This is a genomic window from Ulvibacter sp. 2210JD10-4, from assembly GCF_058148525.1.
Window position 1 is genome coordinate 337856 of record NZ_JBYVJZ010000003.1, and the last position, 24930, is coordinate 362785.

Annotated in this window: 16 protein-coding genes; 15 read left to right on the forward strand and 1 reads right to left on the reverse strand. The window is 36.7% G+C overall.

All coding sequences use genetic code 11. The features are described from left to right. Positions 1-22: 22 nt before the first annotated feature. The 15 genes from ACY2RT_RS09510 (at position 23) to ACY2RT_RS09580 (ending at position 23787) form a co-directional block, all read left to right on the forward strand. Complete coding sequence (locus ACY2RT_RS09510) at positions 23-1081, forward strand: cytochrome c oxidase subunit II (protein ID WP_490155677.1); 1059 nt, start codon at positions 23-25, stop codon at positions 1079-1081. A gap of 22 nt (positions 1082-1103) precedes the next feature. Next, positions 1104-2930, forward strand: coding sequence for a cytochrome c oxidase subunit I (locus ACY2RT_RS09515; RefSeq protein ID WP_490155678.1), 1827 nt, complete (start codon positions 1104-1106; stop codon positions 2928-2930). Between the two features lie 82 nt (positions 2931-3012). Beyond that, positions 3013-4410: an MATE family efflux transporter gene (locus tag ACY2RT_RS09520; protein WP_490155679.1), complete on the forward strand. Its 1398-nt coding sequence runs from the start codon at positions 3013-3015 to the stop codon at positions 4408-4410. Positions 4411-4597: 187 nt separating this feature from the next. Then, positions 4598-5620 (forward strand): Holliday junction branch migration DNA helicase RuvB, encoded by a 1023-nt coding sequence (ruvB, locus tag ACY2RT_RS09525; RefSeq protein ID WP_490155680.1) that lies wholly within the window; start codon positions 4598-4600, stop codon positions 5618-5620. A 10-nt stretch (positions 5621-5630) separates the two neighbouring features. Next, entirely contained in the window at positions 5631-6983 is a 1353-nt protein-coding gene (locus ACY2RT_RS09530) for a cytochrome P450 (RefSeq protein WP_490155681.1), read from the forward strand. Beyond that, positions 6980-7903: a tRNA epoxyqueuosine(34) reductase QueG gene (gene queG, locus ACY2RT_RS09535; protein ID WP_490155682.1), complete on the forward strand. Its 924-nt coding sequence runs from the start codon at positions 6980-6982 to the stop codon at positions 7901-7903. Before ACY2RT_RS09530 ends, queG begins: the two co-directional genes overlap by 4 nt. A gap of 62 nt (positions 7904-7965) precedes the next feature. Beyond that, positions 7966-10266, forward strand: a complete 2301-nt coding sequence (locus ACY2RT_RS09540; protein ID WP_490155683.1) for an NADP-dependent malic enzyme — start codon at positions 7966-7968, stop codon at positions 10264-10266. A 77-nt stretch (positions 10267-10343) separates the two neighbouring features. Continuing rightward, positions 10344-10925 (forward strand): Holliday junction branch migration protein RuvA, encoded by a 582-nt coding sequence (gene ruvA, locus ACY2RT_RS09545; RefSeq protein ID WP_490155684.1) that lies wholly within the window; start codon positions 10344-10346, stop codon positions 10923-10925. Positions 10926-10928: 3 nt separating this feature from the next. Continuing rightward, a complete protein-coding gene (gene sov, locus ACY2RT_RS09550; protein WP_490155685.1) occupies positions 10929-18176 on the forward strand; it encodes a T9SS outer membrane translocon Sov/SprA in 7248 nt (2415 codons plus the stop codon). Between the two features lie 27 nt (positions 18177-18203). Then, positions 18204-18584 carry a glycine cleavage system protein GcvH gene (gcvH, locus tag ACY2RT_RS09555; RefSeq protein ID WP_490155686.1) on the forward strand — a complete coding sequence of 127 codons (381 nt, stop codon included), beginning with the start codon at positions 18204-18206 and terminating at the stop codon, positions 18582-18584. Positions 18585-18723: 139 nt separating this feature from the next. Further along, positions 18724-18948, forward strand: coding sequence for a VanZ family protein (locus tag ACY2RT_RS09560; RefSeq protein ID WP_490155778.1), 225 nt, complete (start codon positions 18724-18726; stop codon positions 18946-18948). A 26-nt stretch (positions 18949-18974) separates the two neighbouring features. Further along, entirely contained in the window at positions 18975-19700 is a 726-nt protein-coding gene (locus ACY2RT_RS09565; RefSeq protein ID WP_490155687.1) for an energy transducer TonB, read from the forward strand. 256 nt (positions 19701-19956) lie between these two features. Further along, a complete protein-coding gene (locus ACY2RT_RS09570; RefSeq protein WP_490155688.1) occupies positions 19957-20673 on the forward strand; it encodes an energy transducer TonB in 717 nt (238 codons plus the stop codon). Between the two features lie 107 nt (positions 20674-20780). After that, positions 20781-21575, forward strand: a complete 795-nt coding sequence (locus ACY2RT_RS09575) for an energy transducer TonB (RefSeq protein ID WP_490155689.1) — start codon at positions 20781-20783, stop codon at positions 21573-21575. A gap of 106 nt (positions 21576-21681) precedes the next feature. Beyond that, positions 21682-23787 carry a gliding motility protein RemB gene (locus ACY2RT_RS09580; RefSeq protein ID WP_490155690.1) on the forward strand — a complete coding sequence of 702 codons (2106 nt, stop codon included), beginning with the start codon at positions 21682-21684 and terminating at the stop codon, positions 23785-23787. Between the two features lie 13 nt (positions 23788-23800). On the opposite strand, the gene ACY2RT_RS09585 is transcribed toward ACY2RT_RS09580, so the two are convergent. Further along, the gene (locus tag ACY2RT_RS09585; protein ID WP_490155691.1) at positions 23801-24817 is read right to left on the reverse strand and encodes an MBL fold metallo-hydrolase; all 1017 of its coding nucleotides are present in this window, start codon (positions 24815-24817) and stop codon (positions 23801-23803) included. Positions 24818-24930 lie beyond the last annotated feature (113 nt).

Genomic DNA, 24930 nt, shown 5'->3' on the forward strand with positions numbered 1-24930 from the left:
AATTAGTTAGAGACAGATAACGATGACCGCATTTTTAGTTGTATTAGTAATCATTCTTTTTGGAGTTGCAGTTTGGCAGATGGGCAAGATATTTGAAATGTCTAAAACCAAACAAACCAACACTTCAGAAATAGCTACGGATAAAGACAATGACATTAACGGATGGTTAATGTTGGGGTTTGTATTATTTATCTATGTAATTCTTGCAATATGTTTTTGGAAATGGTTTGACGTACTATTGCCCGAAGCAGCCTCAGAACATGGAGTAGGTATTGATAACCTCATGCTCATTTCGATGATCATCATATTTTTTGTTGGAATCATTACACAATGGTTGTTACATTATTTTGCATTTAAATACAAGGGAGAAAAAAATAAAAAAGCGGTTTTCTATGCAGATAACGACAAACTCGAATTTATCTGGACCATTATTCCGGTGATAGTATTGGCTGGACTTATTATTTACGGCCTATTTACATGGACGGATATTATGAATATAGATACCGAAGATGACCCACTGGTAGTAGAGTTATATGCCTATCAATTTGATTGGAGGGCTCGTTACGGTGGAAATGATAATACTCTGGGGGAAGCAAATGTTCGTTTAATTGAAGGAGTCAATCAACTAGGAGTTGATGCTTCAGACCCAAATGCAAAAGATGACATCATTGTAAACGAATTGCATTTACCAGTAGGGCGAAAAGTACTATTCAAGATGCGGTCTCAAGATGTGTTACATTCAGCTTATATGCCACACTTCCGTGCACAAATGAACTGTGTTCCGGGAATGATTACCCAATTTGCTTTTACTCCAACGATTACTACTCAGGAAATGCGCATGAAGGATGAAATTGTAGATAAGGTAAAAAAGATTAATGATATACGAAGAGAAAATAGTATTGCTTTAACAGCAAAAGGCGAAGAAGCCCTGGAACCTTATGAATTCGATTACCTGTTACTTTGTAATAAAATTTGTGGAAATAACCACTACAATATGCAAATGAAGATTATAGTTGAATCTGAAGAAGAGTTTGAAGCCTGGTTAGCTCAACAAGCTACCTTAACTGAAACGCTACAATAAATAAAATAGCTTAAATAAAGATATGTCAGCACAAGTACAGAATCACGCAGAAGATCACCACGACGATCACGGGCATCATCATAAAGAGACATTTATCACTAAATATATCTTTAGTCAGGATCACAAGATGATTTCTAAACAATACCTGATTACAGGTTTGTTTATGGGAATTATAGGTATTGCTATGTCTCTTTTATTTAGATTGCAATTAGCCTGGCCTGATAAAGAATTTACCATTTATGAAGTATTCTTAGGTAAATGGGGAGAAGGTGGCGTCATGGACCCCAATATGTATTTGGCATTAGTGACCATCCATGGTACTATTATGGTATTTTTTGTATTGACAGCCGGATTAAGTGGTACATTCAGTAATCTGTTGATTCCATTACAAATTGGAGCACGGGATATGGCATCCGGATTCCTGAATATGATCTCGTACTGGTTGTTCTTCCTATCTAGTGTGGTTATGGTTTTATCACTATTTGTTGAAGCAGGACCAGCTTCTGCAGGATGGACCATCTATCCACCATTGAGTGCTTTGCCACAGGCAATTCCAGGTTCTGGAGCAGGAATGACACTATGGCTTGTTTCTATGGCTATTTTTATTGCATCTTCCTTATTAGGAGCGTTGAACTATATAGTTACGGTACTTAATTTACGTACAAAAGGGATGTCAATGACACGCCTTCCGTTAACTATTTGGGCATTTTTTGTAACAGCAATTATTGGAGTTGTATCATTCCCGGTATTACTTTCTGCAGCATTAATGTTAATAATGGATAGAAGTTTTGGAACTTCATTTTTCCTGTCAGACATATATATTGCCGGAGAGGTATTGCACAATCAAGGAGGTTCACCTGTACTATTTGAACACTTATTTTGGTTCTTAGGTCACCCTGAAGTGTATATTGTTATTCTTCCGGCAATGGGCCTTGTTTCCGAAATTATGGCTACTAATTCACGAAAACCGATCTTTGGATATCGTGCGATGATAGCATCTATTTTAGCTATTGCATTTCTTTCAACAATAGTATGGGGACACCATATGTTTGTGACAGGGATGAATCCATTTTTAGGATCTGTATTTACATTTACAACATTATTGATTGCAATTCCATCTGCGGTCAAAGCATTTAACTGGATTACGACATTATGGAAAGGAAACCTTCAAATGAATACAGCGATGTTGTTTTCTATAGGGTTTGTATCAACTTTTATTTCTGGTGGATTAACAGGTATTATTCTTGGAGATAGTGCCCTAGATATTAACGTTCATGATACTTATTTTGTAGTAGCTCACTTCCACTTGGTAATGGGTATTTCAGCATTATACGGATTATTTGCAGGGGTATACCATTGGTTCCCGAAGATGTTCGAAAGCCGGATGATGAACAAAAATCTTGGATATGTACACTTTTGGATAACAGCTATTGGGGCTTACGGAGTATTCTTCCCAATGCACTTTATTGGGATGGCAGGTCTTCCAAGACGTTATTATACAAATACCAGTTTCCCATATTTTGATGATCTAACAGATGTGAATGTAGTGATCACTATTTTTGCTATTATCACTGCTGCTGCTCAATTGGTATTCTTATACAACTTTATCCATTCAATATTTTATGGAAAGAAAGGTCCTAAGAATCCTTGGAAATCCACTACGCTGGAATGGACTGCTGAAGTAAAGCATATTCATGGAAACTGGGACGGTCCTATACCACACGTACACCGTTGGGCATATGACTATAGCAAGTTGAATAAAGACGAAAGCGATTATGTAATCTCGGGACAGGATTACGCACCACAACATATACCTTTGCAGGAAAATGAAGAAGAAATGAATCATTAACCTGTAAATAAAAATATTTTGGAGAACCCTTTCAGTAATGAAAGGGTTTTTTGTTTTACTTTTATCGTCTTAATTTTTTGTAATGGGGAGTACCATAAAAAAGATATTTATTCATTTCAGAGCTGCAGTTGCGGGAAAACAGCAGGATTTCACTTCCGGAAGTATTCGCAAAGCTGTCTTTATGTTATCAATACCTATGATACTTGAAATGATGATGGAATCCATATTTTTTTTAGTGGATGCTTATTTTGTATCAAGTCTTGGAGCCAATGCTATTGCTACGGTCGGATTAACAGAATCTATAATCACTTTGGTGTATGCCATCGCTATTGGGTTGAGTATGGGAGTTACTGCTATTGTTGCTAGACGTGTAGGGGAAGGAGATACAGAAAAAGCGTCTCAAACAACTGTACAATCCATTATTCTGGGGGTGTTACTGGCTGCCATTGTTGCCGCACTGGGGATTCTTTTCCCTAAAGAGCTCTTAACACTCATGGGTGGAAGCCCTGAACTGGTTGCTGAAGGCTATGGATATACACAAATCCTGTTAGGGGGGAATGTTACAATCATGTTACTTTTTATCATTAATGCTGCCTTTAGAGGAGCAGGAGATGCTTCTGTAGCCATGAGAGTGTTGATTATTTCTAATTTCCTGAACATAATTTTAGATCCTTTGTTCATTTTTGGATGGGGCCCTATACCGGCATTCGGTGTTAAAGGAGCAGCCATTGCGACTACTATAGGTAGAGGAACTGGGGTCGTACTACAAATTCTTATTTTGGTATATGGATGGAGTAGAATCAAAATAGGATGGAAGAATTTTGTCTTTAAGGCCGGAATGATGTTTAATCTTATAAAGGTTTCCCTGGGTGGAATAGGACAATTTATCATAGGCACATCAAGCTGGGTCTTTTTAATGCGAATTATGGCTGAATTTGGCAGTGAGGCATTGGCCGGATATACTATTGCCATTCGAGTACTTATGTTTACATTAATGCCATCCTGGGGAATGAGTAATGCTGCTGCTACTTTGGTAGGTCAAAATTTAGGAGCAAAAAAACCGGATAGAGCAGAGTTGTCCGTTTGGAGGACCGGCAAGTATAATGCAGTTTTCATGGGGATAGTCTCTGTTTTTTATCTTCTTTTTGCCGAGACTATAATTAAAATATTTACCGAAGATGCATCCATAATTGAATTTGGCGCATTGAGCCTTCGGGTGATAGCTGCAGGATATATCTTTTATGCCTATGGCATGGTAATTATCCAATCATTTAATGGAGCTGGTGATACTAAAACCCCTACTGTAATAAACTTCTTTTGTTTCTGGCTTTTTCAACTCCCTTTTGCTTATTTAACAGCAATAATTTTTGACCTTGGAGTTATAGGAGTACTAATGGCTATAACCTTTGCCGAAGTATTAATCGCAGTTATCGGAATAGTTTGGTTTAAGCGAGGAAATTGGAAACGAGTGGAAGTCTAAGCATCTCTTCAAAGAATTCAGAATACGTAATTTCACGTATTGCAATTGTTACAGTATTGATCTAAATTTGAATAAGGTTAAAGGAATATCAGTACTCGGGGAGAATACTGGTATATAAAACCGTCGTCAGATATCTGACGACGGTTTTTTTATATTATGATAAGCTTTCACTTCGTATATTTGTGTTATGAACGAACATCTGGATCCTACCGGAGAAGAGTTATCTCCTCAAGAGCTTGAAATTGAAAAAGAATTACGCCCACTTTCCTTTAATGATTTTACAGGGCAGGATCAGGCACTGGAAAATTTACAGATTTTTGTTCAAGCGGCAAACCTTCGTGATGAAGCCCTGGACCATACATTGTTTCATGGTCCACCCGGTTTAGGAAAGACTACCCTCGCACACATTTTAGCAAATGAACTGGAAGTTGGAATTAAGGTTACTTCCGGACCTGTATTAGATAAACCAGGAGATTTAGCGGGATTGCTTACCAATCTGGACGAACGGGATGTATTGTTTATAGATGAGATTCATCGTTTGAGTCCTATCGTCGAAGAATATCTCTACTCTGCGATGGAAGATTACAAAATTGATATTATGATAGAATCCGGGCCCAACGCTCGTTCTGTGCAAATTAACCTGGCACCTTTTACGTTAGTTGGAGCAACTACACGTTCAGGCTTACTAACGGCTCCCATGCGGGCACGTTTTGGAATATCTTCTAGACTACAATACTATTCAACCGAATTGCTTACTACTATCGTTCAACGTAGTGCAGGAATTTTAAAGGTTCCTATTACTATGGAAGCTGCAATTGAAATTGCAGGACGTAGCCGTGGAACACCCCGTATTGCTAACGCATTATTGCGTCGCGTTAGGGATTTTGCTCAAATAAAAGGTGACGGTAACATAGATATTAAAATTGCAAAGTTTAGTTTAGAAGCACTACATGTAGATGCTCATGGTCTGGATGAAATGGACAATAAAATACTTACTACGATCATCGATAAATTTAAAGGAGGGCCTGTAGGAATTACTACTTTAGCAACTGCTGTTTCTGAAAGTAGTGAAACCATTGAAGAAGTCTACGAACCATTTTTAATTCAGCAAGGATTTATTATGCGTACTCCTCGCGGTCGTGAAGTTACTGAAGCTGCTTATAAACACTTAGGTAAATTGAAAGGTGGTGCCCAAGGCGGACTTTTTTAAAAATAAGGATATGCCCCCTTCAAAAAAATATAACTACCCTTCAAAATTACCAATCATTAAGTTCTTTTTGAATGCAGAAACCATTCGAAAAAACCCATTGCCTTTTCACAAAGCTTTTTTTGAAACCTATGGAAATACCTTTTCAGTAAGGTTAGGGCGTAAAAAATATTTATTGCTCTCCCGTGATAAACAAGTGGTACAGCACATACTTCAAAAAAACCATAAAAACTACTACAAGTCATCCATACAAACTAAATACCTTTCTAAATATTTAGGGCATGGACTATTAACTATTAATGGGGATTATTGGCTACAACAACGTAGATTGATTCAACCTGCATTTCACAAGAAAAAAATGCAGCAATTGATTGGATTGATGCAACAAACCATTGAAACAGAATTACAAGAAATTTCTCTTGAAGAAAAAACATTGGTGTTTCCAGTGATGAATGAACTGGCTTTTAAAGTAGTAGCAACATCACTATTCAATATTTCTGTTTCTGAAGAAATATTGCAACGTCTTCAGGTAATTATTCAACAAATACAGGAATTTCTTGTTAAAGAAGTACGACTGCCGCACAAAGCTTGGTGGTTTAAATTGAGTGGACAAGTAGCAAAACACAAGGAATTAGCTGAAGAAAGCCGCAGTATTATTAAAAATGTTATTGATGAGCGGAAAAATTCAACAGCAGAACATGACGATCTGTTGGACATGCTATTGGAAACTCGATATGAAGATACCGGAGAACCTATGAGTACCAAACAACTCATCGATGAAATTTCCATTCTTTTTGTGGCAGGACATGAAACTACAGCCAATGCATTAACATTTACAACTTTTTTATTGGCAAAACATCCGGAGATTCAACAAAGAGTGTTTGAAGAAGTGAATCGGGTATCTGCCGAGACCAATAATGTCTCAGAACAAATCTCTAAACTGGAATACACCAAAGCTGTGATCGATGAATCTATGCGATTATATCCACCGGCATGGATTACCGACCGTGAAAATTTGGAAGATGATACTATTAAAGATTTCCATATAGAAAAAAACACTTTAGTAGGCGTCTCTTTTTATGAGTTACATCGTCATCCGGACTATTGGGAAAACCCCGAAATTTTTAACCCGGAACGATTTGTAGGTGATAATAAAAAGGAAAAAGCAGGAGTGTACTATCCTTTTGGAGCAGGTCCCAGAATGTGTATTGGCCTTGGTTTTGCTATATATGAAATGGTACTGGCAATTTCATATCTTGTAAAAAAATATTCATTTTCTACCTCACAGACAGATGTAAAAGTAAATCCTCTTATTACATTGAAACCAGTTGGAGTAGAAGTGATATTTTCAGAAAGAAAGCCTTGAGCTCAAAACAAAAACATACAGACCTTATCAAAGGAGAAGCCAATCGACTTGGTTTCATGTCTTGCGGTATTAGCAAAGCTGAATTTCTTTCGGCCGAGGCACCGCGCCTTGAAAAATGGCTGAAGCAAAATATGCATGGCGAAATGAGTTATATGGAAAATCATTTCGATAAGCGTTTGGACCCTACAAAATTGGTTCCCGATTCAAAAAGTGTAATTTCTCTGTCACTAAATTATTTTCCTTCTAAGACACAAAACCAAAACAGTTATAAAATTTCAAAATATGCCTACGGAACTGACTACCATTTTGTTATTAAGGACAAATTAAAACGATTACTACACTTTATTTCTGAAGAAATTGGAGATGTACATGGTAGGGCTTTTGTAGACTCTGCTCCGGTATTGGATAAAGCCTGGGCAGTAAAGAGTGGTTTAGGCTGGATGGGAAAACACACTAATGTATTGACCAAACAAGCTGGTTCTTTCTATTTTATTGCTGAATTGATTGTAGATCTCGATTTGATATATGATACACCTGTGACAGATCATTGTGGCGCTTGTACTGCTTGTATAGATGCTTGTCCAACCCAGGCAATCGTTGAACCCTATACTGTGGATGGCAGCAAATGTATTTCCTATTTTACCATTGAACTAAAAAATGAAATCCCTTCAAATGTACACGGACATTTTGATGACTGGATATTTGGATGTGATGTGTGCCAGGATGTATGCCCGTGGAACCGTTTTAGTAAAGCTCATAGTGAACCCTTATTTGATCCAGATCCACAACTAATTTACATGTCCAAAAAAGACTGGGAAGAAATTACAGAAGAGGTATTTCAGCAACTATTCAAGAAAAGTGCAGTAAAGCGCACCAAGTTTTCGGGTTTAGAACGAAACATAAACTTCCTGAAAGATTAACGGGGAATATTTCTTCATTTCCGGTATACTTTTACCTTTGTAACTACGATTAATTATCATTTATGAGTAAGGAGAGCAAACGTCGAGAGGCTTTATTATATCATGCAAAGCCCAGACCCGGAAAGATACAGGTCGTTCCCACTAAAAAATATGCAACTCAAAGAGATCTTTCTTTAGCATATTCCCCGGGAGTGGCAGAACCATGCCTGGAAATTGAGGAGAACAGTAATAATGTTTATAAATACACAAACAAAGGAAATTTAGTAGCTGTAATTTCTAATGGAACAGCCGTTTTAGGGTTAGGGAACATTGGTCCGGAAGCTTCTAAACCTGTGATGGAAGGAAAGGGGCTGCTTTTTAAAATTTTTGCAGATATTGATGTTTTTGATATTGAAGTTAATACCGAAAACATTGACGAATTTGTAGAAACCGTAAAGAATATCGCGCCTACTTTTGGAGGGATCAATCTGGAAGATATCAAAGCCCCTGAAGCTTTTGAAATTGAAAGACGTTTAAAAGAAGAATTGAATATCCCGGTGATGCATGACGACCAACACGGGACAGCGATCATTTCGGCGGCAGCTTTATTAAATGCACTGGAAATTGCAAAAAAGAAGATAGAGAACGTTTCCATAGTAATAAGCGGTGCCGGAGCTGCGGCAGTATCATGTACTCGATTGTATAAATCCTTTGGTGCTAAAGCTGAAAATATTGTGATGCTGGACAGCACAGGAGTTATTCGAAAAGACCGTAAAAATCTATCCGAAGAAAAAGCAGAATTTGCCACTTCCAGAAAAATTGATACACTGGCAGAAGCAATGAAAAACGCAGATGTATTTGTAGGTTTGTCTATTGCAGATATTGTAAGCCCGGAAATGCTCAAATCTATGCGGTCCAATCCAATAGTGTTTGCGTTGGCAAATCCAAATCCTGAGATTGAATATAAGGTAGCAGTTAAGGCAAGAGAAGATATTATCATGGCTACCGGCCGTAGTGACCATCCAAATCAGGTGAATAATGTATTAGGATTTCCTTTCATATTTAGAGGAGCATTGGACGTACGTGCTACTAAAATTAATGAAGCCATGAAAAAGGCTGCAGTAAAAGCACTTGCAAATCTCGCTAAAGAGCCTGTACCGGAACAAGTGAATATAGCTTATGGAGAAACTAAACTGAATTTTGGAAAGGATTATATAATTCCTAAACCATTTGACCCAAGATTAATTGCTGTGATTCCTCCTGCAGTAGCTAAAGCAGCTATGGAAAGTGATGTTGCCACTGAAAAAATTACAGATTGGGAGGCTTATGAAGATGAGTTATACGAACGAATGGGAAGCGACAATAAAATTGTTAGGTTTTTGATGAATCGTGCCAAAACAAATCCTAAAAGAATTGTATTTGCCGAAGCAGACCATCTGGATGTATTAAAAGCTGCTCAAATCATACACGAAGAAGGAATAGGCTTTCCAATTTTATTAGGACGAAAAGAGGTTATTATTGAACTCATGGAGCAAATCGATTTTGATGCAGATATAGAAATAATAGATCCGAAGAGTGATGAACAAACGCAGGAATTAAATAAGTATGCAGAAAAATTCTGGAAAAACCGAAAAAGAAGTGGGGTTACCCTGTACGATGCTCAAAAATTAATGCGTGAGCGTAATTATTTTGCAGCGATGATGGTAAATGAAGGCGATGCAGATACAATGATTTCGGGCTACTCACGATCGTATCCTTCTGTAATCCGTCCGGTGTTAGAAACTATTGGCAGGTTTGAGGGAGTAAGTAAAGTTGCTACCACTAACTTAATGCTTACCAAAAAAGGACCTATATTTATTTCGGACACATCTATCAATATAGATCCCACAGCAAAAGAATTAGCAAAGATTGCACAGATGACCAATTACACTATGAAAATGTTTGGTTTGAAACCTGTATTAGCAATGATCTCATATGCAAACTTTGGCTCTTCCAAAGATCCTCATGCAAGAAAAGTAAAAGAAGCAGTTGAATTACTACATAAGTCTAACCCGGATATGATACTGGATGGTGAGATGCAAACCGATTTTGCCCTTAACCCTAAAATGCTTCAGAATAATTTTCCTTTCTCAAAATTGGCCGGTAAAAAAGTGAATGCATTAATTTTTCCAAACCTGGATTCAGCAAATAGTAATTACAAGCTATTGAAGGAACTCAACAATGTAGAATCTATTGGGCCAATTATGCTGGGAATGAGAAAGCCTGTACATATACTTCAGCTGGGTGCCAGTGTGGAAGAAATTGTGAATATGGCTGCAGTTTCTGTAGTAGACGCACAACAAAAAGAAAAGCGGGAAAAAGAGCTGATGAAAACCAAAAAATAGCAAAGATATTTCATATTTTCAAGGACGAAAGCTATAAATAATTGTGCTATATTTGACCATTAACTTTTTAGTAGCGAATGATTACCCACATACAGGGCAGACTTGTTGAAAAAAATCCGACCGATGTTGTTATAGATTGTAATGGTGTAGGTTACTTAATACATATTTCGTTACATACATTTTCAAAACTTCCCCCAGGTGAAAATGTAAAATTATATACGCATTTGCAGGTACGTGAAGATGCCCATACCTTATATGGGTTTTCAGGTCCTACAGAGCGTGAAATTTTTAGGTTGTTAATTTCGGTTTCGGGGGTTGGGGCCAGTACAGCAAGAACAATGCTTTCATCATTATCTCCGCAACAAGTTACCGAAGCAATTGCTGCAGACGATGTAGCTACCATTCAATCTGTAAAAGGAATAGGTTTAAAAACCGCACAACGAGTGTTGTTAGACCTGAAAGATAAAATTTTAAAAGTATACGGCTTGGAAGATGTTTCTGCCGTTTCGAGCAATACGAATAAAAATGAAGCGTTATCTGCTTTGGAGACACTAGGCTTTGCTCGAAAACAAGCTGAAAAGGTCTGTGACAAAATTGTACAGCAAGACCCGGATGCAACAGTAGAAACGATTATAAAACAAGCTTTAAAAAATTTGTAAAAATTGGGCGCAAAAAATTACGATTACAACCATAGCTTTTTTAAGCTTTTATTAGTTTTAAGTATCATTTTTGGCAGTTATGGCACAGTATCCGCACAGGATACAACGGCAACAGGTTCTTCGATGGGACGAATAGACTTGCCAAACCCTCCTAGTATAGAAGATTTATATACCTATGACCCTATAACAGACAGGTATATATACACACAAACCTTAGGTGGGTTTAATATTTCTTATCCTATCATTCTCACTCCGGATGAATACCGTGAGTTGATCATGAGGGAGCAAATGAAAGAATACTTCAAACAAAAAATTGATGCGGCCGATGGAAGAAAAGAAGGTGCCGAAGAAGCACAGAAAAATCTACTTCCAACATTTTATGTGAACTCCAACTTTTTTGAATCTGTTTTTGGAGGAAACACCATCGAAGTAATTCCTCAGGGTAGTGTTGAAATGGATTTAGGACTTTTGTATACAAAACAAGACAATCCGGCATTTTCTCCCAACAACCGAAGTAACCTATCCTTCGATTTTGATCAACGCATTAGCTTAAGTTTATTAGGAAAAATAGGGGAAAGGTTGCAGGTTACTGCTAATTACGATACACAATCTACATTCGATTTTCAAAATCAGATAAAACTGGAATACACTCCTACCGAGGATGATATCATTCAAAAAATAGAAGTGGGGAACGTAAGTATGCCGCTAAACAGTTCATTAATACAAGGAGCACAAAGCTTGTTTGGGGTGAAAACACAGCTTCAGTTTGGAAAAACAACAATTACAGGAGTGTTTTCTGAACAAAAATCGGAAACCAGATCTGTTACGGCTGAAGGAGGAGCAACTATTACCGACTTTGAAATTTATGCTTCAGAATACGATGAGAATCGTCACTTCTTCCTGGCACATTACTTTAGGGATAATTACAACAGAGCCTTAACACAGTACCCGTTTATCAACTCTAATGTGCAAATTACAAGGGCAGAAGTTTGGATTACCAATCGTACCAATCGTACCGAAAATGTTCGAAATATTGTAGCAATTCAGGATATTGGAGAATCCGATCCTACAAACATAGGATTGAATAATCCACCCGGAGGATTTATTAATAAACCAAGAGGTTCTTTTCCGGATAACTCAAACAACGATTTTAACCCCTTCGGAATTAACAACACTGCAGAACAAAGCATATTAAATGAATCCATTCGGGATATTGCTTCTGTACAAGCCGGATTTAGTGGCGTACCGGTGAATGAAGGGGTCGATTATGTTAGCTTGGAAAATGCGAGACTTTTGACACAAAGCGAGTATCAAATGAATTCTCAGTTAGGATATATCTCTTTGAATCAACGATTGAACAACGATGAGGTATTGGCAATAGCTTTTCAATTCACTGTAAATGGACAAGTGTATCAGGTAGGTGAGTTTGCTAATGACGGAGTGGAAGCTTCGGGAGGAACTATTAATGGTGGAGATCCCGGAAATCCAGACCCAAATGCAGATCCTATTGAAGGAATTTCGCAGAATTTGGTTGTAAAGCTCTTAAAGAGCAATATTACCAGTGTATCCGAGCCTATCTGGGATTTGATGATGAAAAATATCTATCCATTGGGAGCTTATCAATTAGAGCAGGAAGATTTCAGATTAAACATTCTATATACAAGTCCTTCTCCACTCAATTATATTACAGCGGCAGAAGGAACACAACAGTTTCCTGCTACTCCACTGCCTGATGATGTTGAAGATACTGTTTTATTACGTGTATTTAATTTAGATAGATTGAACTTTAATAATGACCCACAACAAGGCGGTGATGGATTTTTTGATTTTCTTCCCGGAGTCACCGTAGATACTCAAAATGGGCGTATCATTTTTACAAGCGTTGAACCATTTGGGGAATACTTATTTAATAAGCTGGATAGTACAGGAGGTTCTGAGGACTATGATAATACTTCAACCTATAACGCCAACCAAAATAAATATGTTTTCAGGTCACTCTACAGGACTACGAAGACTGAAGCAGAACAAGAGGATAGTGATAAGAACTTTTTTCAGCTAAAAGGTAGTTACAAGTCTACCGGAGCAGACGGAATTCCTATAGGTGCTTTCAATATTCCTCAAGGGTCTGTAACAGTAACCGCTAACGGAAGAACACTGGTAGAAGGTGTGGATTATACTGTAAATTATCAATTAGGGCGCGTCCAGATCTTAGATCCTGCACTGCTTAATTCCAATACACCCATAAATATTACCACTGAGAATAATGCATTGTTTGGACAGCAAACAAAACGTTTTACAGGATTAAATGTAGAACATAAATTCAACGATAAATTTCAAATAGGTGCGACCTATTTGAACCTTAATGAACGCCCGTTAACACAAAAATCATCTTATAATGTAGAGCCAATCAACAATACTATTTTTGGTTTTAATGCAAACTACTCCACCGAAGTTCCTTTTCTAACAAGATTGGTAAATAAACTTCCTAATATTGATACAGATGTTGAATCGAATGTGTCCCTGAGAGGTGAATTTGCTTACCTGTTACCGGGTGCACCCAAAGTTTCGGACTTTGATGGCAAAACAACTGTTTATGTTGACGATTTTGAAGCATCGCAAACAGCCTTGGATGTTAGTAGCCCGTTATCATGGTTTCTATCTAGTACCCCAGTTCGTTTTGACAATAATGCAGATAATACAAATCTAGCTTACAATTATAACCGTGCAAAGTTAGACTGGTATACTATTGACCCTATTTTTTATAGTAGCCAACGCCCCGGAGGTATTTCTGATGAAGATTTGTCATCACCATTTACACGCCGTATTTTTAGAGATGAAATCTTCCCGGAACAAGATATTATTCAAGGGCAAACGCAGGCATTATTTACACTGGACCTATCATACTATCCTGGTGAGCGAGGGCCTTACAACTTCAATCCTGAAGCTAACGGAGGAAATACACTTCCTAATCCGGAAACCAGATTCGGGGGAATTATGAGGCAACTATCCACTACAGATTTTGAACGCTCTAATGTGGAATATATTCAGTTTTGGGTTATGGATCCTTATTATCATGATTCATCTATTAATGATAATGGAGAGCTCTATTTTAATTTGGGTAATATTTCAGAAGATATATTGAAAGATGGAAGAAAGCAGTATGAAAACGGATTGCCACAAGACGGAGGGACAGAAAATACAACACCTACAGTTTATGGTAAGGTTCCTACAAACCAATCACTAGTCTACACTTTTGATACACAAGGACAAGAACGAATTAATCAAGATATTGGATATGACGGTATTAATGATGCAGCAGAAGCTTTACAATTCCCGGCATTTGCAGGGTTAGCTGACCCTGCCGGTGATAACTACCAGTACTTCTTACAGGCAGAAGGAGGTATCGTAGAGAGGTATCGTTCTTATAATGGAACAGAAGGGAATTCCCCCGAAATTGTTTCTAATGATAACAGAGGGTCTACTGCGCAACCTGATGTTGAAGATATTAACCGTGATAATACTATGAACACGGTGAACAGTTACTACGAGTACAGAGTTCCAATTTCAAGGGACATGAATAGTACTAACAATGAGTTTATTACTGATGAAAAAATAATTACCGGACTTACTCTTTTGGACAATTCGACTGTTGATGTACGATGGGTTCAGTTTAAAGTGCCAATAGATCAACCGGATGAAGCTGTTAACGGAATTTCAGACTTTAGATCTATTCGTTTTATGCGTATGTTTATGACAGGTTTTAGTGAACCTACTATTTTACGCCTTGGAGCCTTGGAGTTGGTACGCGGAGATTACAGAAGATATGCAAATACGTTAGATATTACTGGGGAAGACCCGGATATGGATGATACTTTATTTGAAGTTGAAACTGTGAGCATCGAAGAAAATAGTGGTTCTTATGTATTACCTCCTGGTGTTATTCGGGAAGAATTAAATAATAATAATAACATCATTCGTCAAAATGAACAGTCGTTATTGTTAAGAGTATGTGGATTAGAAAGTGGAGATGGGCGTTCTGTATATAAGAACTTCAATGTTGATATGCGTCAATATGAAAACCTGGAAATGTTTATTCATGCGGAAGCGCTGGATAATGAAACAGTTCCGTCTGATGGAGAATTAGTTGCATTTATAAGATTAGGGACCGACCTGGACCAAAACTTTTATGAAATTGAAATACCACTAAATATCTCACCGGAATCTCTCAATCCCGAAGTAGTGTGGCCTATAGAAAATAGACTTAATTTACCACTAAGATTACTTCAGGAAGTAAAAACTCAAGTATTAGGAGATCCAAATAGTGATCTAACACAAATTACTTACTTCAATCAGGCAGATCTTGATCCGGATTCAGCAGCAGGTTCTGAAAATGATTTACGTATAGGAATAAAAGGAAACCCGAGTTTTGGAAATGTCCGTACCATTATGTTAGGACTTAAAAACCCTACAAGTAATGAACTTTGTGGGGAAGTTTGGTTCAATGAACTACGTCTTTCAGAACTTAAAAACCAAGGAGGATGGGCTGCTGTAGCTAGTATGGATGCTAATATTGCAGACTTTGCGACAGTAAGTGCTACTGCCGGGAGAAGTACAGTAGGATTTGGTTCTATAGAGCAAGGGCCAAACCAACGTAGTCGAGAAGATGTTCAGCAATATGATGTAGTGACCAATGTGAATCTGGGACAGCTGTTACCACCAAAGTGGGGCGTACAATTGCCATTTAATTATGGGCGTGCAGAAGAATTGATCACACCTCAATATGATCCCGAATTTCAAGATATAGAATTAGATACTCGTATCGATAATACAGATAATCAAGATGAAAAGGATATTATAAAAGAGCAGTCGGTCGATTATACAAAACGACAAAGTGTTAATTTCATTGGAGTTCGTAAAGACCGCACGGGAGATGGCAAACCAATGCCATATGATATTGAAAATTTCACATTCTCCTATTCTTACAATCAGGTAGACCATCACGATTTTGAAATTGAAGAGTCTCTCGACCAAAATGTGAGAGTGGGTGGAACCTATAATTATAGTTTTGCACCGGTTACTTACGAACCTTTTAAAAAGAATGACTCAATATTTAACGGAAAATACTGGCAGTTTTTAAAGGATCTAAATTTCAACGTGCTACCAACCAATATTACGGCAAGTTCTAATATCATTAGACAATACAATGAGCAAAAATTTAGAGAACTTAATTTATTGCCCGGAAATATAGGACTCCCAACGCTATACCAAAGAAATTTCCTGTTTGATTGGCAGTACTCAATTAATTATAATTTAACCAAATCACTTCGATTTAACTTTAATTCTTCCAATAATAGAATTGTGACTAATTATATTGATAATGAGGGAAATGCGGATAACTCTATTGGAATTTGGGATGGCTTTTTTGATGTTGGAGAACCTAACCAACATTTTCAATCACTTCAGGTAAATTATGATCTGCCATTTAGTAAGTTTCCGTTTTTAAGATTTATTAGAGCTACCTATTCTTATACGGGTGATTTCCAGTGGCAGGATGGTAGTGATCTGTTCAATAATATTCCTATAACACTTGCCGATGGTACCACTCAGGTATTTGATCTTGGTAATTCGATCCAAAATGCAAGTACACACCGTATCAACTCTACTTTGGATATGAATAATTTTTACAGATATATAGGGTTGACCAAAATAAAATCTGGAAGTGGCGGAGGTCCTAATGGTAAGAGTGGTGGAAGAAAAACAGGAGCCGAAGTGAAGGCAGGTGCTAAAGGAGGAAAAAATGGAACTGAAGAAGAAAAGAAAGGGAGTAAAGAAACACTTAATGAGGGGAATACTTCCGGTGGAAACAAAGGAGGAACTCCTACCAGGACCTTAACTGGTGGAGATAAGGCCGTTAATACTCTAATAGGCCTGCTTACCTCTATAAAGAAAATTCAGTTGAACTATCAGGAAAATAACGGTATTTTCTTGCCGGGTTATACACCATCCATTGGATTTATAGGAACTTTAAAGCCATCTGCCGGATTTACATTTGGTAGTCAGGCAGAAGTTAGAGATCTGGCTGCACGAAAAGGCTGGTTAACTATTTACCCCGAATTTAACGAACAATATACCGAAGTTGAAAACAGACAATTAGACGCACAGGTTAATATAGAATTGATACCGGATTTGAAAATTGATTTGAACGGAAGCAGAATTTATGCCGAAAATTATGCTGAAAACTATATTGTTGAAAATGGATTATACCGTTCGCTAACACCTAGCACATTTGGGAACTTCAATATTTCAACCATGTTAATTAAAACGGCGTTTAGCACCAGTGATGAAAATAGCTCAGCAGCTTTTGATGACTTTAGAAGTAATAGATTGATAGTTGCAAATAGATTGGCTACAGAATTTTATGGCTCTCCAAATTTCCCAAGAGATGATGATGGATACCCTGTAGGATTTGGAAAAACAAGCCAGGATGTTTTACTGCCGGCCTTCCTTTCTGCTTATAAAGGAAGTGATGCATCCAGTGAGAAAACAGGAATATTCAGAGATATTCCGCTACCCAACTGGGATCTAAAATATACAGGTTTAATGAAATTAGCTTGGTTTAAAAAACGATTCAAAAGATTCTCTATACAACATGGGTATAGAGCCGGCTATACAGTAAATCAATTTCAGACAAACTTAGATTATGACCCTAATGAACCGGAAGCAGTAGATCAAGCCGGAAACTTTAAGAGTAAGGTATTCTTAACAAATGTAAACCTTACCGAACAATTCTCACCATTGATCCGGGTTGATTTTGAAATGAAAAACTCTGTTAAGATTTTGGCAGAGTTACGAAAAGACAGAGCCTTATCGTTAAGTTTTGCCAATAATTTATTGACCGAGATTAAAGGTAACGAGGTAGTTATAGGTTTGGGTTATCGTATCAAGGATCTTAAAATAGGAACTAACTTTGGAGGCAAAAAGAAAATTTTAAAGAGTGACCTGAATTTTAAAATGGACCTGTCCCGAAGAGACAACAAAACTATTATTCGTTATTTGGATATTGAAAATAATCAAACTACTGCAGGGCAGACCATTTATGGGCTTCAGTTTTCCGCAGATTACGCATTGAGTAAGAATTTAACAGCATTGTTCTATTATGACCATACTTTCTCAGAATATGCAATCTCAACTGCTTTCCCGCAAACTACTATTAGAAGTGGGTTCACACTTCGATATAACTTTGGAAACTAAATAAAAACCATTTAAATAGAATTTATTATGAGTGTACCTTCAAACCTAAAATATACAAAAGATCATGAATGGGTGCTTATCGAAGGAGATATAGCTACTATTGGAATTACAGATTTTGCACAAGGTGAGCTGGGAGATATTGTATATGTTGAAGTAGAAACTGTAGATGAAACCTTAGATAGAGAAGAGGTTTTTGGAACAGTTGAAGCCGTAAAAACCGTTTCAGATTTATTTTTGCCGCTATCGGGGGAAATCATCGAATTTAATGAGAGTCTAGAGTCTGAGCCGGAAAAAGTAAATTCAGACCCTTATGGAGATGGCTGGATGATAAAATTGAAAATTTCAAACACTGAAGAAATAGAGGATCTATTGGATGACGCGGCTTATAAAGAAATTATCGGAGCCTAGAACCCTCTTGTCAATAGGGATAATCTACACCTTATTGATCACTGTAGCCTTCTTATCTCCGGCTACGGAAATACCGGAAGTAAACCTTCCTTTTCTGGACAAATTAGCCCATGTATTAATACATTGGGTACTGTGTTTCATTTGGTTAAGCTATACATTTTCAGCTGACCAATATCATATTTCTAATAAAATTGTATTTGTAGTTTTGTTAATATGCTTCCTTTATGGAATATCAATTGAAGCATTGCAGCACTGGTTCACGCTATCAAGAAAGTTTGATTTGTTTGATATTATAGCGAACGGAATTGGTTGCTTGATAGGGCTGTTATCATTTTGGATAGTTAGAGTTAAAACTATCCAATGAACGTATAACGTCTAAATTCACTACAAATGGAAATAAAGAAAAACCCTGATTACGACCTAAGTCGTAGAAGCTTGCTGTTCTTCCAACTGGGAATTATAACTATGCTTTTTTTAACCTGGCAGCTTCTTGAATGGAAAACTTATGATAGATCTGATCTGGAAAGTAGCCAGATAGAAGTAACTGATGCTCTTGATGAAATTATTCCTATTACAGAGCAGATCAATACACCCCCACCCCCACCGGCGCCTTCAATTACACCGGTTGTTATTTTAGAAGTTGAAAATGAATCTGAAATTGAAGAGTCTATAATTGAATCTACAGAAACAAACCAAAATGATGAGATTTTAGAAATAGAAGAAATTGCTGAAGAAGTGGTAGAAGAAGAGATTATTAATGTGCCATTTGCAGTAATTGAAAACGTTCCAGTATATCCGGGCTGTGAAAGCGCAAATAACAATAATACCAGAAAGGAATGTATGTCAAAAAAAATTGAAGAGTTTGTCAAAAAAAACTTTAATACCGAATTAGCCAGCGAGCTTGGCCTGGAAGGGCGTCAACGTATATTTGTGACGTTTAAAATAAATAAAAATGGAGATGTAGCAGATGTTCGTGCACGGGCCCCTCACATAAAACTGGAAGAAGAAGCTGTCAAGATTGTAAAATCACTTCCTCATATGACTCCCGGTGAACAGCGTGGGGTCCCGGTAGGAGTATTGTATGGATTACCTATCGTTTTTCAGGTAGAAAATTAAAAGAAAACTTACACAGGAGAAAATAACTGATTTCTTATCACGCTTTCATGTGGCATAGTAATTGAGGTAACTTAATAACAGTTTATTACTGAAAAGAAAGGTATATATGCTGGATATTTAGGTAATCGTTTTAGATTTTATTATTGGTACCCTCCAGTTTTAAAAAACAAAATGAACATTTAAATCTTAAAAACTAATTTTCGTTTTATATTACAATAGTTTTTATATATTTTAGCAATCACATTAATACTCAATTATGGAATCCAAGAAAAATCCAAAAGCAGATTTAAGCCGTAAAAGCTTATTATTTTTCCAGTTAGGAATGATTTTAATGCTCTTAATCGCTTGGCAAGCAATTGAATGGAAAACGTACGATCGAACTCTTGATACAGATACATTAGCTGTAGGCGACGAATTAGAAGAAGAAATTCCAATCACTCAGCAAATAACACCTCCACCTCCACCACCACCTCCACCGCCTGCACCTGAAGTTATAGAAGTAGTAGAAGATGAAGAAGAGGTTGAGGAGACTATAATTGAATCTACCGAAACAAATCAAGAGGAAGAGATCATGGAGATTGAAGAAATTGAAGAAGCTGTTGAAGAAGAACTGGCAGATGTTCCTTTTGCAGTAATTGAAAATGTACCTATTTATCCGGGATGTGAAGGAGCTAAAGGAAATAGTGGTAAGAAAGCATGTATGTCTGAAAAGATAGACAAATGGGTAAAAAAGAAATTTAACGGAGACCTGGCAGGTGATTTGGGATTAGAAGGGATCCAAAGAATTTTTGTTAGATTTAAAATTAACAAAAACGGAAACGTTGTGGATGTGCAAGCTCGTGCCCCACACCCTAAGTTAGAACAAGAAGCAGTAAGAGTTGTAAAGTCTCTCCCTAAAATGACTCCAGGAAAACAGCGAGGAAAACCAGTTGGAGTTCTTTATTCTTTGCCAATTAGATTCCAGGTAGAGTAAAATAATAATAAATATATATTGAAAAGCACCGAGTGATTTACTCGGTGCTTTTTTTTGGCATAAGCCTTGCACATATAAAATACTATTAATCCTTAAATACAAATGTTATGAAACCATCTGTAAACATTTTTAAAAGCAATCAACCAAAAATGCTTTCAAAGAGAGAGGATAAGAAGAGTATTAATCTCAATTGGAATTCAAGACTATACTTTCAATTGGGAGTCATTGTAAGCTTATTGGCAGTTTTTCTTATCATGGAAAGCACCATTGGGTTAACCACAACAAAATATACTGCTAAGAAAGATTTTTATCTGGTAGAGCCCAATGTTTATAACATTGTTTTAAAAGATGAATCTCCTAAACCCTTAATAGAGCCTGAAAAACAAGTAAAGAAACAAAAACGGCAAAAAATAATAGATATCATAAATCCTATCAAAAATACAACACAAACTATGGATGAAACTCCCATAGCCCCTATCGATGTATCTCCAACGATAATAACTCCTTCTGTAAGTACAAGAAGTGAAAAACCTGTTAAAACCGGACTTGATAATGTACTTAATGTGGAATTTGCTCCTGTTTTTCCAGGATGTGAATCACTTTCAAGCAATCTAGAAAAAATAGCTTGCATGTCTTCCAAAGTAAAGAGCTTTATTGCAAAAAAATTCAATGTAGATAAGTTCTCTGATTATGATTCTGGAAAAAAGCAACGTATTACGGTACAGTTTAAGATCGATGAGAACGGAACTGTAAAAGATATCCTGGCGAGAGCTCCGGATAAATTACTGGAAAAAGAAGCAATCCGGGTTGTCAATACATTACCAAGAATGGAACCAGGTAAACAAGGCGACAAAAATGTAGCGGTACTTTACACGGTACCAATTACATTATTGGTGAATTAATAAAGTTAAACCCGCCTTATTACTTTTTGAGGCGGGTTTTCTATTTTGCAACAAAGGCATTATAAAAAAACCGTATCTTTCCTTCTTCAAAATAACGCCATTGCTAATGAAGATATATGCCTCACTTCTGGTTTTATTAATCTCATATTCAATTTCTGCCCAAAACGAACTTTCTGGTTTTGAAAAATATCCCGTGTTTCCTGAATGTGCGGAAGTATCAATAGATGCTCTTGAAAACTGTTTTAACTATACACTTCAGCAATTTGTTTTTGCAAATTTTAAGACACCAGATATTGTTTTTTCAGAAAATTATAAAGGAAATGTTGTTGTTTTTTTTGAAGTAAATAAAGAAGGAGATTTTAAAGTTTTATATGTCGACGGGATTTATAATGAATTAAAAGATGAAGCCAAACGTGTCTTTAAAATACTCCCTAAAATTACTCCGGCAACCTATAATGGTAATCCTGCCTATGTGCAATTTACATTGCCAATTGGCATCCCATTGCAGGCACCATCTGGCATAGAATTTTCAGAAAGTACTACTGAAGTAAAAAGTATTTCGGAAGAAGAAACTATAAAAACCCTCAAAAACGAATACGACTCTATTAAAGCTTTTCCTTATGCGAATGAAGAGTACAAAAGCAATATTAACATTCCGCTATCACATCATAATTATAGCTTATTTGACCCAGCACTGAACCGTGTAGGGCAAAACAATCATACAGCACAAAAACCTTTTATATACAGTGAAGTAAATAAGTATTATAATTTTGAAACAGAAAACCAAAAACTACTTAAAAACAAAACTTCCTGGTTAGGTAGAAAATGGTGGAATGAGCATATGGTCACTTTTAAAGGGGAAGGCTATTGGTTTACTTTAGATCCCGGGGTCGATTTACAAGTAGGGAAAGATACCGATGCAGATATAGATACCTATAACAATACCCGTTTGGTTTACACACAAGGAGGATTGGGTAAAAACTTAAGTTTTTTTGCTGTGATCTACGAAAGCCAGGGGCGATTTGCAGACTATTTTAATCGTTATGCGGAATCAATAAAACCTGATGGAGGTAATCCTGCAATTATTCCCGGCCGGGGAATCGCTAAAAGTTTTAAAAGTGATTCGTACGATTACCCAATAGCAACAGGCCATGTTTCATTTACTCCTTCAAAGTATTTCAATATTCAGTTGGGGCATGGTAAGAACTTTATAGGAGATGGATACCGTTCTTTATTGGTGAGTGATAACGCAAGTCCATATCCGTTTTTCAAATTGAATACTACCTTTTGGAAGTTAAAATATACCAATACCTGGATGTCTTTAAGGGATGTACGTTCAGACGTGACGTTAGACGGTTCATTCCGCACTAAGTATATGGCAAATCACTATTTAAGTTATAATGTCACAAAGCGGCTTAACATTGGCCTTTTTGAATCTGTAATTTGGGAGAACGATAACGATAGAGGTTTCGACTTCAATTATATAAACCCAATTATTTTTTACCGTGCTATAGAATTTTCTACCGGTTCCCGTGGAGGAAATGCTTTAATAGGGCTTAGTGCAAAATATAAATTTACAGATAGAATAAATGCATATGCCCAATTAATTATAGATGAGTTTTCTTCCAGTGATATTCTTGGAGGGGATGGTAGTTATAAAAATAAAACAGGCTACCAATTAGGAGCTAAGTATTATGATGCTTTTGGAGTCAAAAATTTACAATTACAGGCAGAATACAACAGAGTGCGTCCATTTACTTATTCACATAATAGTGTTGTACTTAATTATGGCCACAACAATCAATCCATGGCGCATACTTTGGGTGCGAACTTTTCAGAATTTATTGCTATTGCACGTTACCAACGCAAGAGAATTTTTGCAGATGCAAAAGTAATTATTGCTAAACGGGGGCTTGAATTTAATACCGAGGAAGATACTTTCTTTTACGGGGGTAATATTTATGGTACGGAAGATGACCGTCCTTCAGATCTTGGGAATGATATTACGCAGGGAAATACTACAGACTTCTTTCATACAGAATTGCAAGTGGGATATTTAATTAATCCCGCTACTAACTTGAAAGCGTACGGAAGTGTTATTTTTAGGGACTTTAAACCTACAGTAAATACCGAAAGTGTCTTTGACAATCAGACTACCTGGGTAAATTTTGGCATTAGAACAGATCTATTTAATTGGTATAACGATTTTTAAATAAGAAGAAAAACTATCCGCTGTTTTTTTCTCTTTTTTCACGAGCCTCTTTTTGTTGCCGGAATTTTTCCCTTAATCTTTCGTTCATGTCCCTCACATCTATTACACCTTTTTCTCTTTTTACCTCGTTGTAGATAGTTTGTAGCATTTTTTCAGTACTGATAAAACCGTCACCAAAGCCCTTGTCATCATATATTTTGGTAAAGTCACGCATACTGATTATTTCATCTTCAGTTCTTAGGTTCATATAATGAGACATTACTCTTTTATAAAGTAAACCAAGCATATTTTTTGTATAGCGCAAATCTTCTTTCGAAGCGATAGATCCATGTCCGGGGATAATTTTAGTTTCATCATCTGCAAGCATTATTATTTCTTGTAGTGCTTGAATATAACCCTGTAGAGTTCCACCACTAGCCGTGTCGATATAAGGATAACTCCCCTCAAAAAACACATCTCCTGTATGAATAACATTACTTTCAGTAAAATAAACAATTACATCACCATCTGTATGAGCATTATGTACGTGGAAAACCATTATTTTTTCATCATTATAATAAAAGGTCATGTCTTTGCTAAAGGTTATTGTTGGAAGCATTTTTGGATCAACCCCTTCTGGCTTACCACCGGCCACTTTAGCATTATTCAAAGCGTTATTAATAGCTTCAGATATTCGATCTCTAACATTTTGATGAGCGATAATAGTAGTTCCTGTCTTCGCCATATTAGCGTTTCCGCCAGTGTGGTCACCATGATGATGTGTATTTACCAAAAACTGAATCGGTTTATCACTAATTTTTTTTATATCCTCCAGAATGTATTCAGTAATATCTTCAAATTGATCATCAATCATAAAGACACCATCATTTCCAAAACTTAAACCAATATTTCCTCCTTTTCCCTGAAGCATATAAATTTCATCTTTAACTTTTGTAATTTTTATGTTTGCTGTTCGTCCGCTATCTGTCTGAGCATTAGTAAATAAGAAGGAGAAACAAACTGTAATTGAAATTAAAATTTTGAAACGCATGGATGTATATTTTTATGTGGGTTCAAAATAATAAAATTACTGAAATAAAACAGTAAGATTGTTCAATATATATTGTAAAAAAAGAGAGGGTACTGTATCTTTGCCCGTGCAAA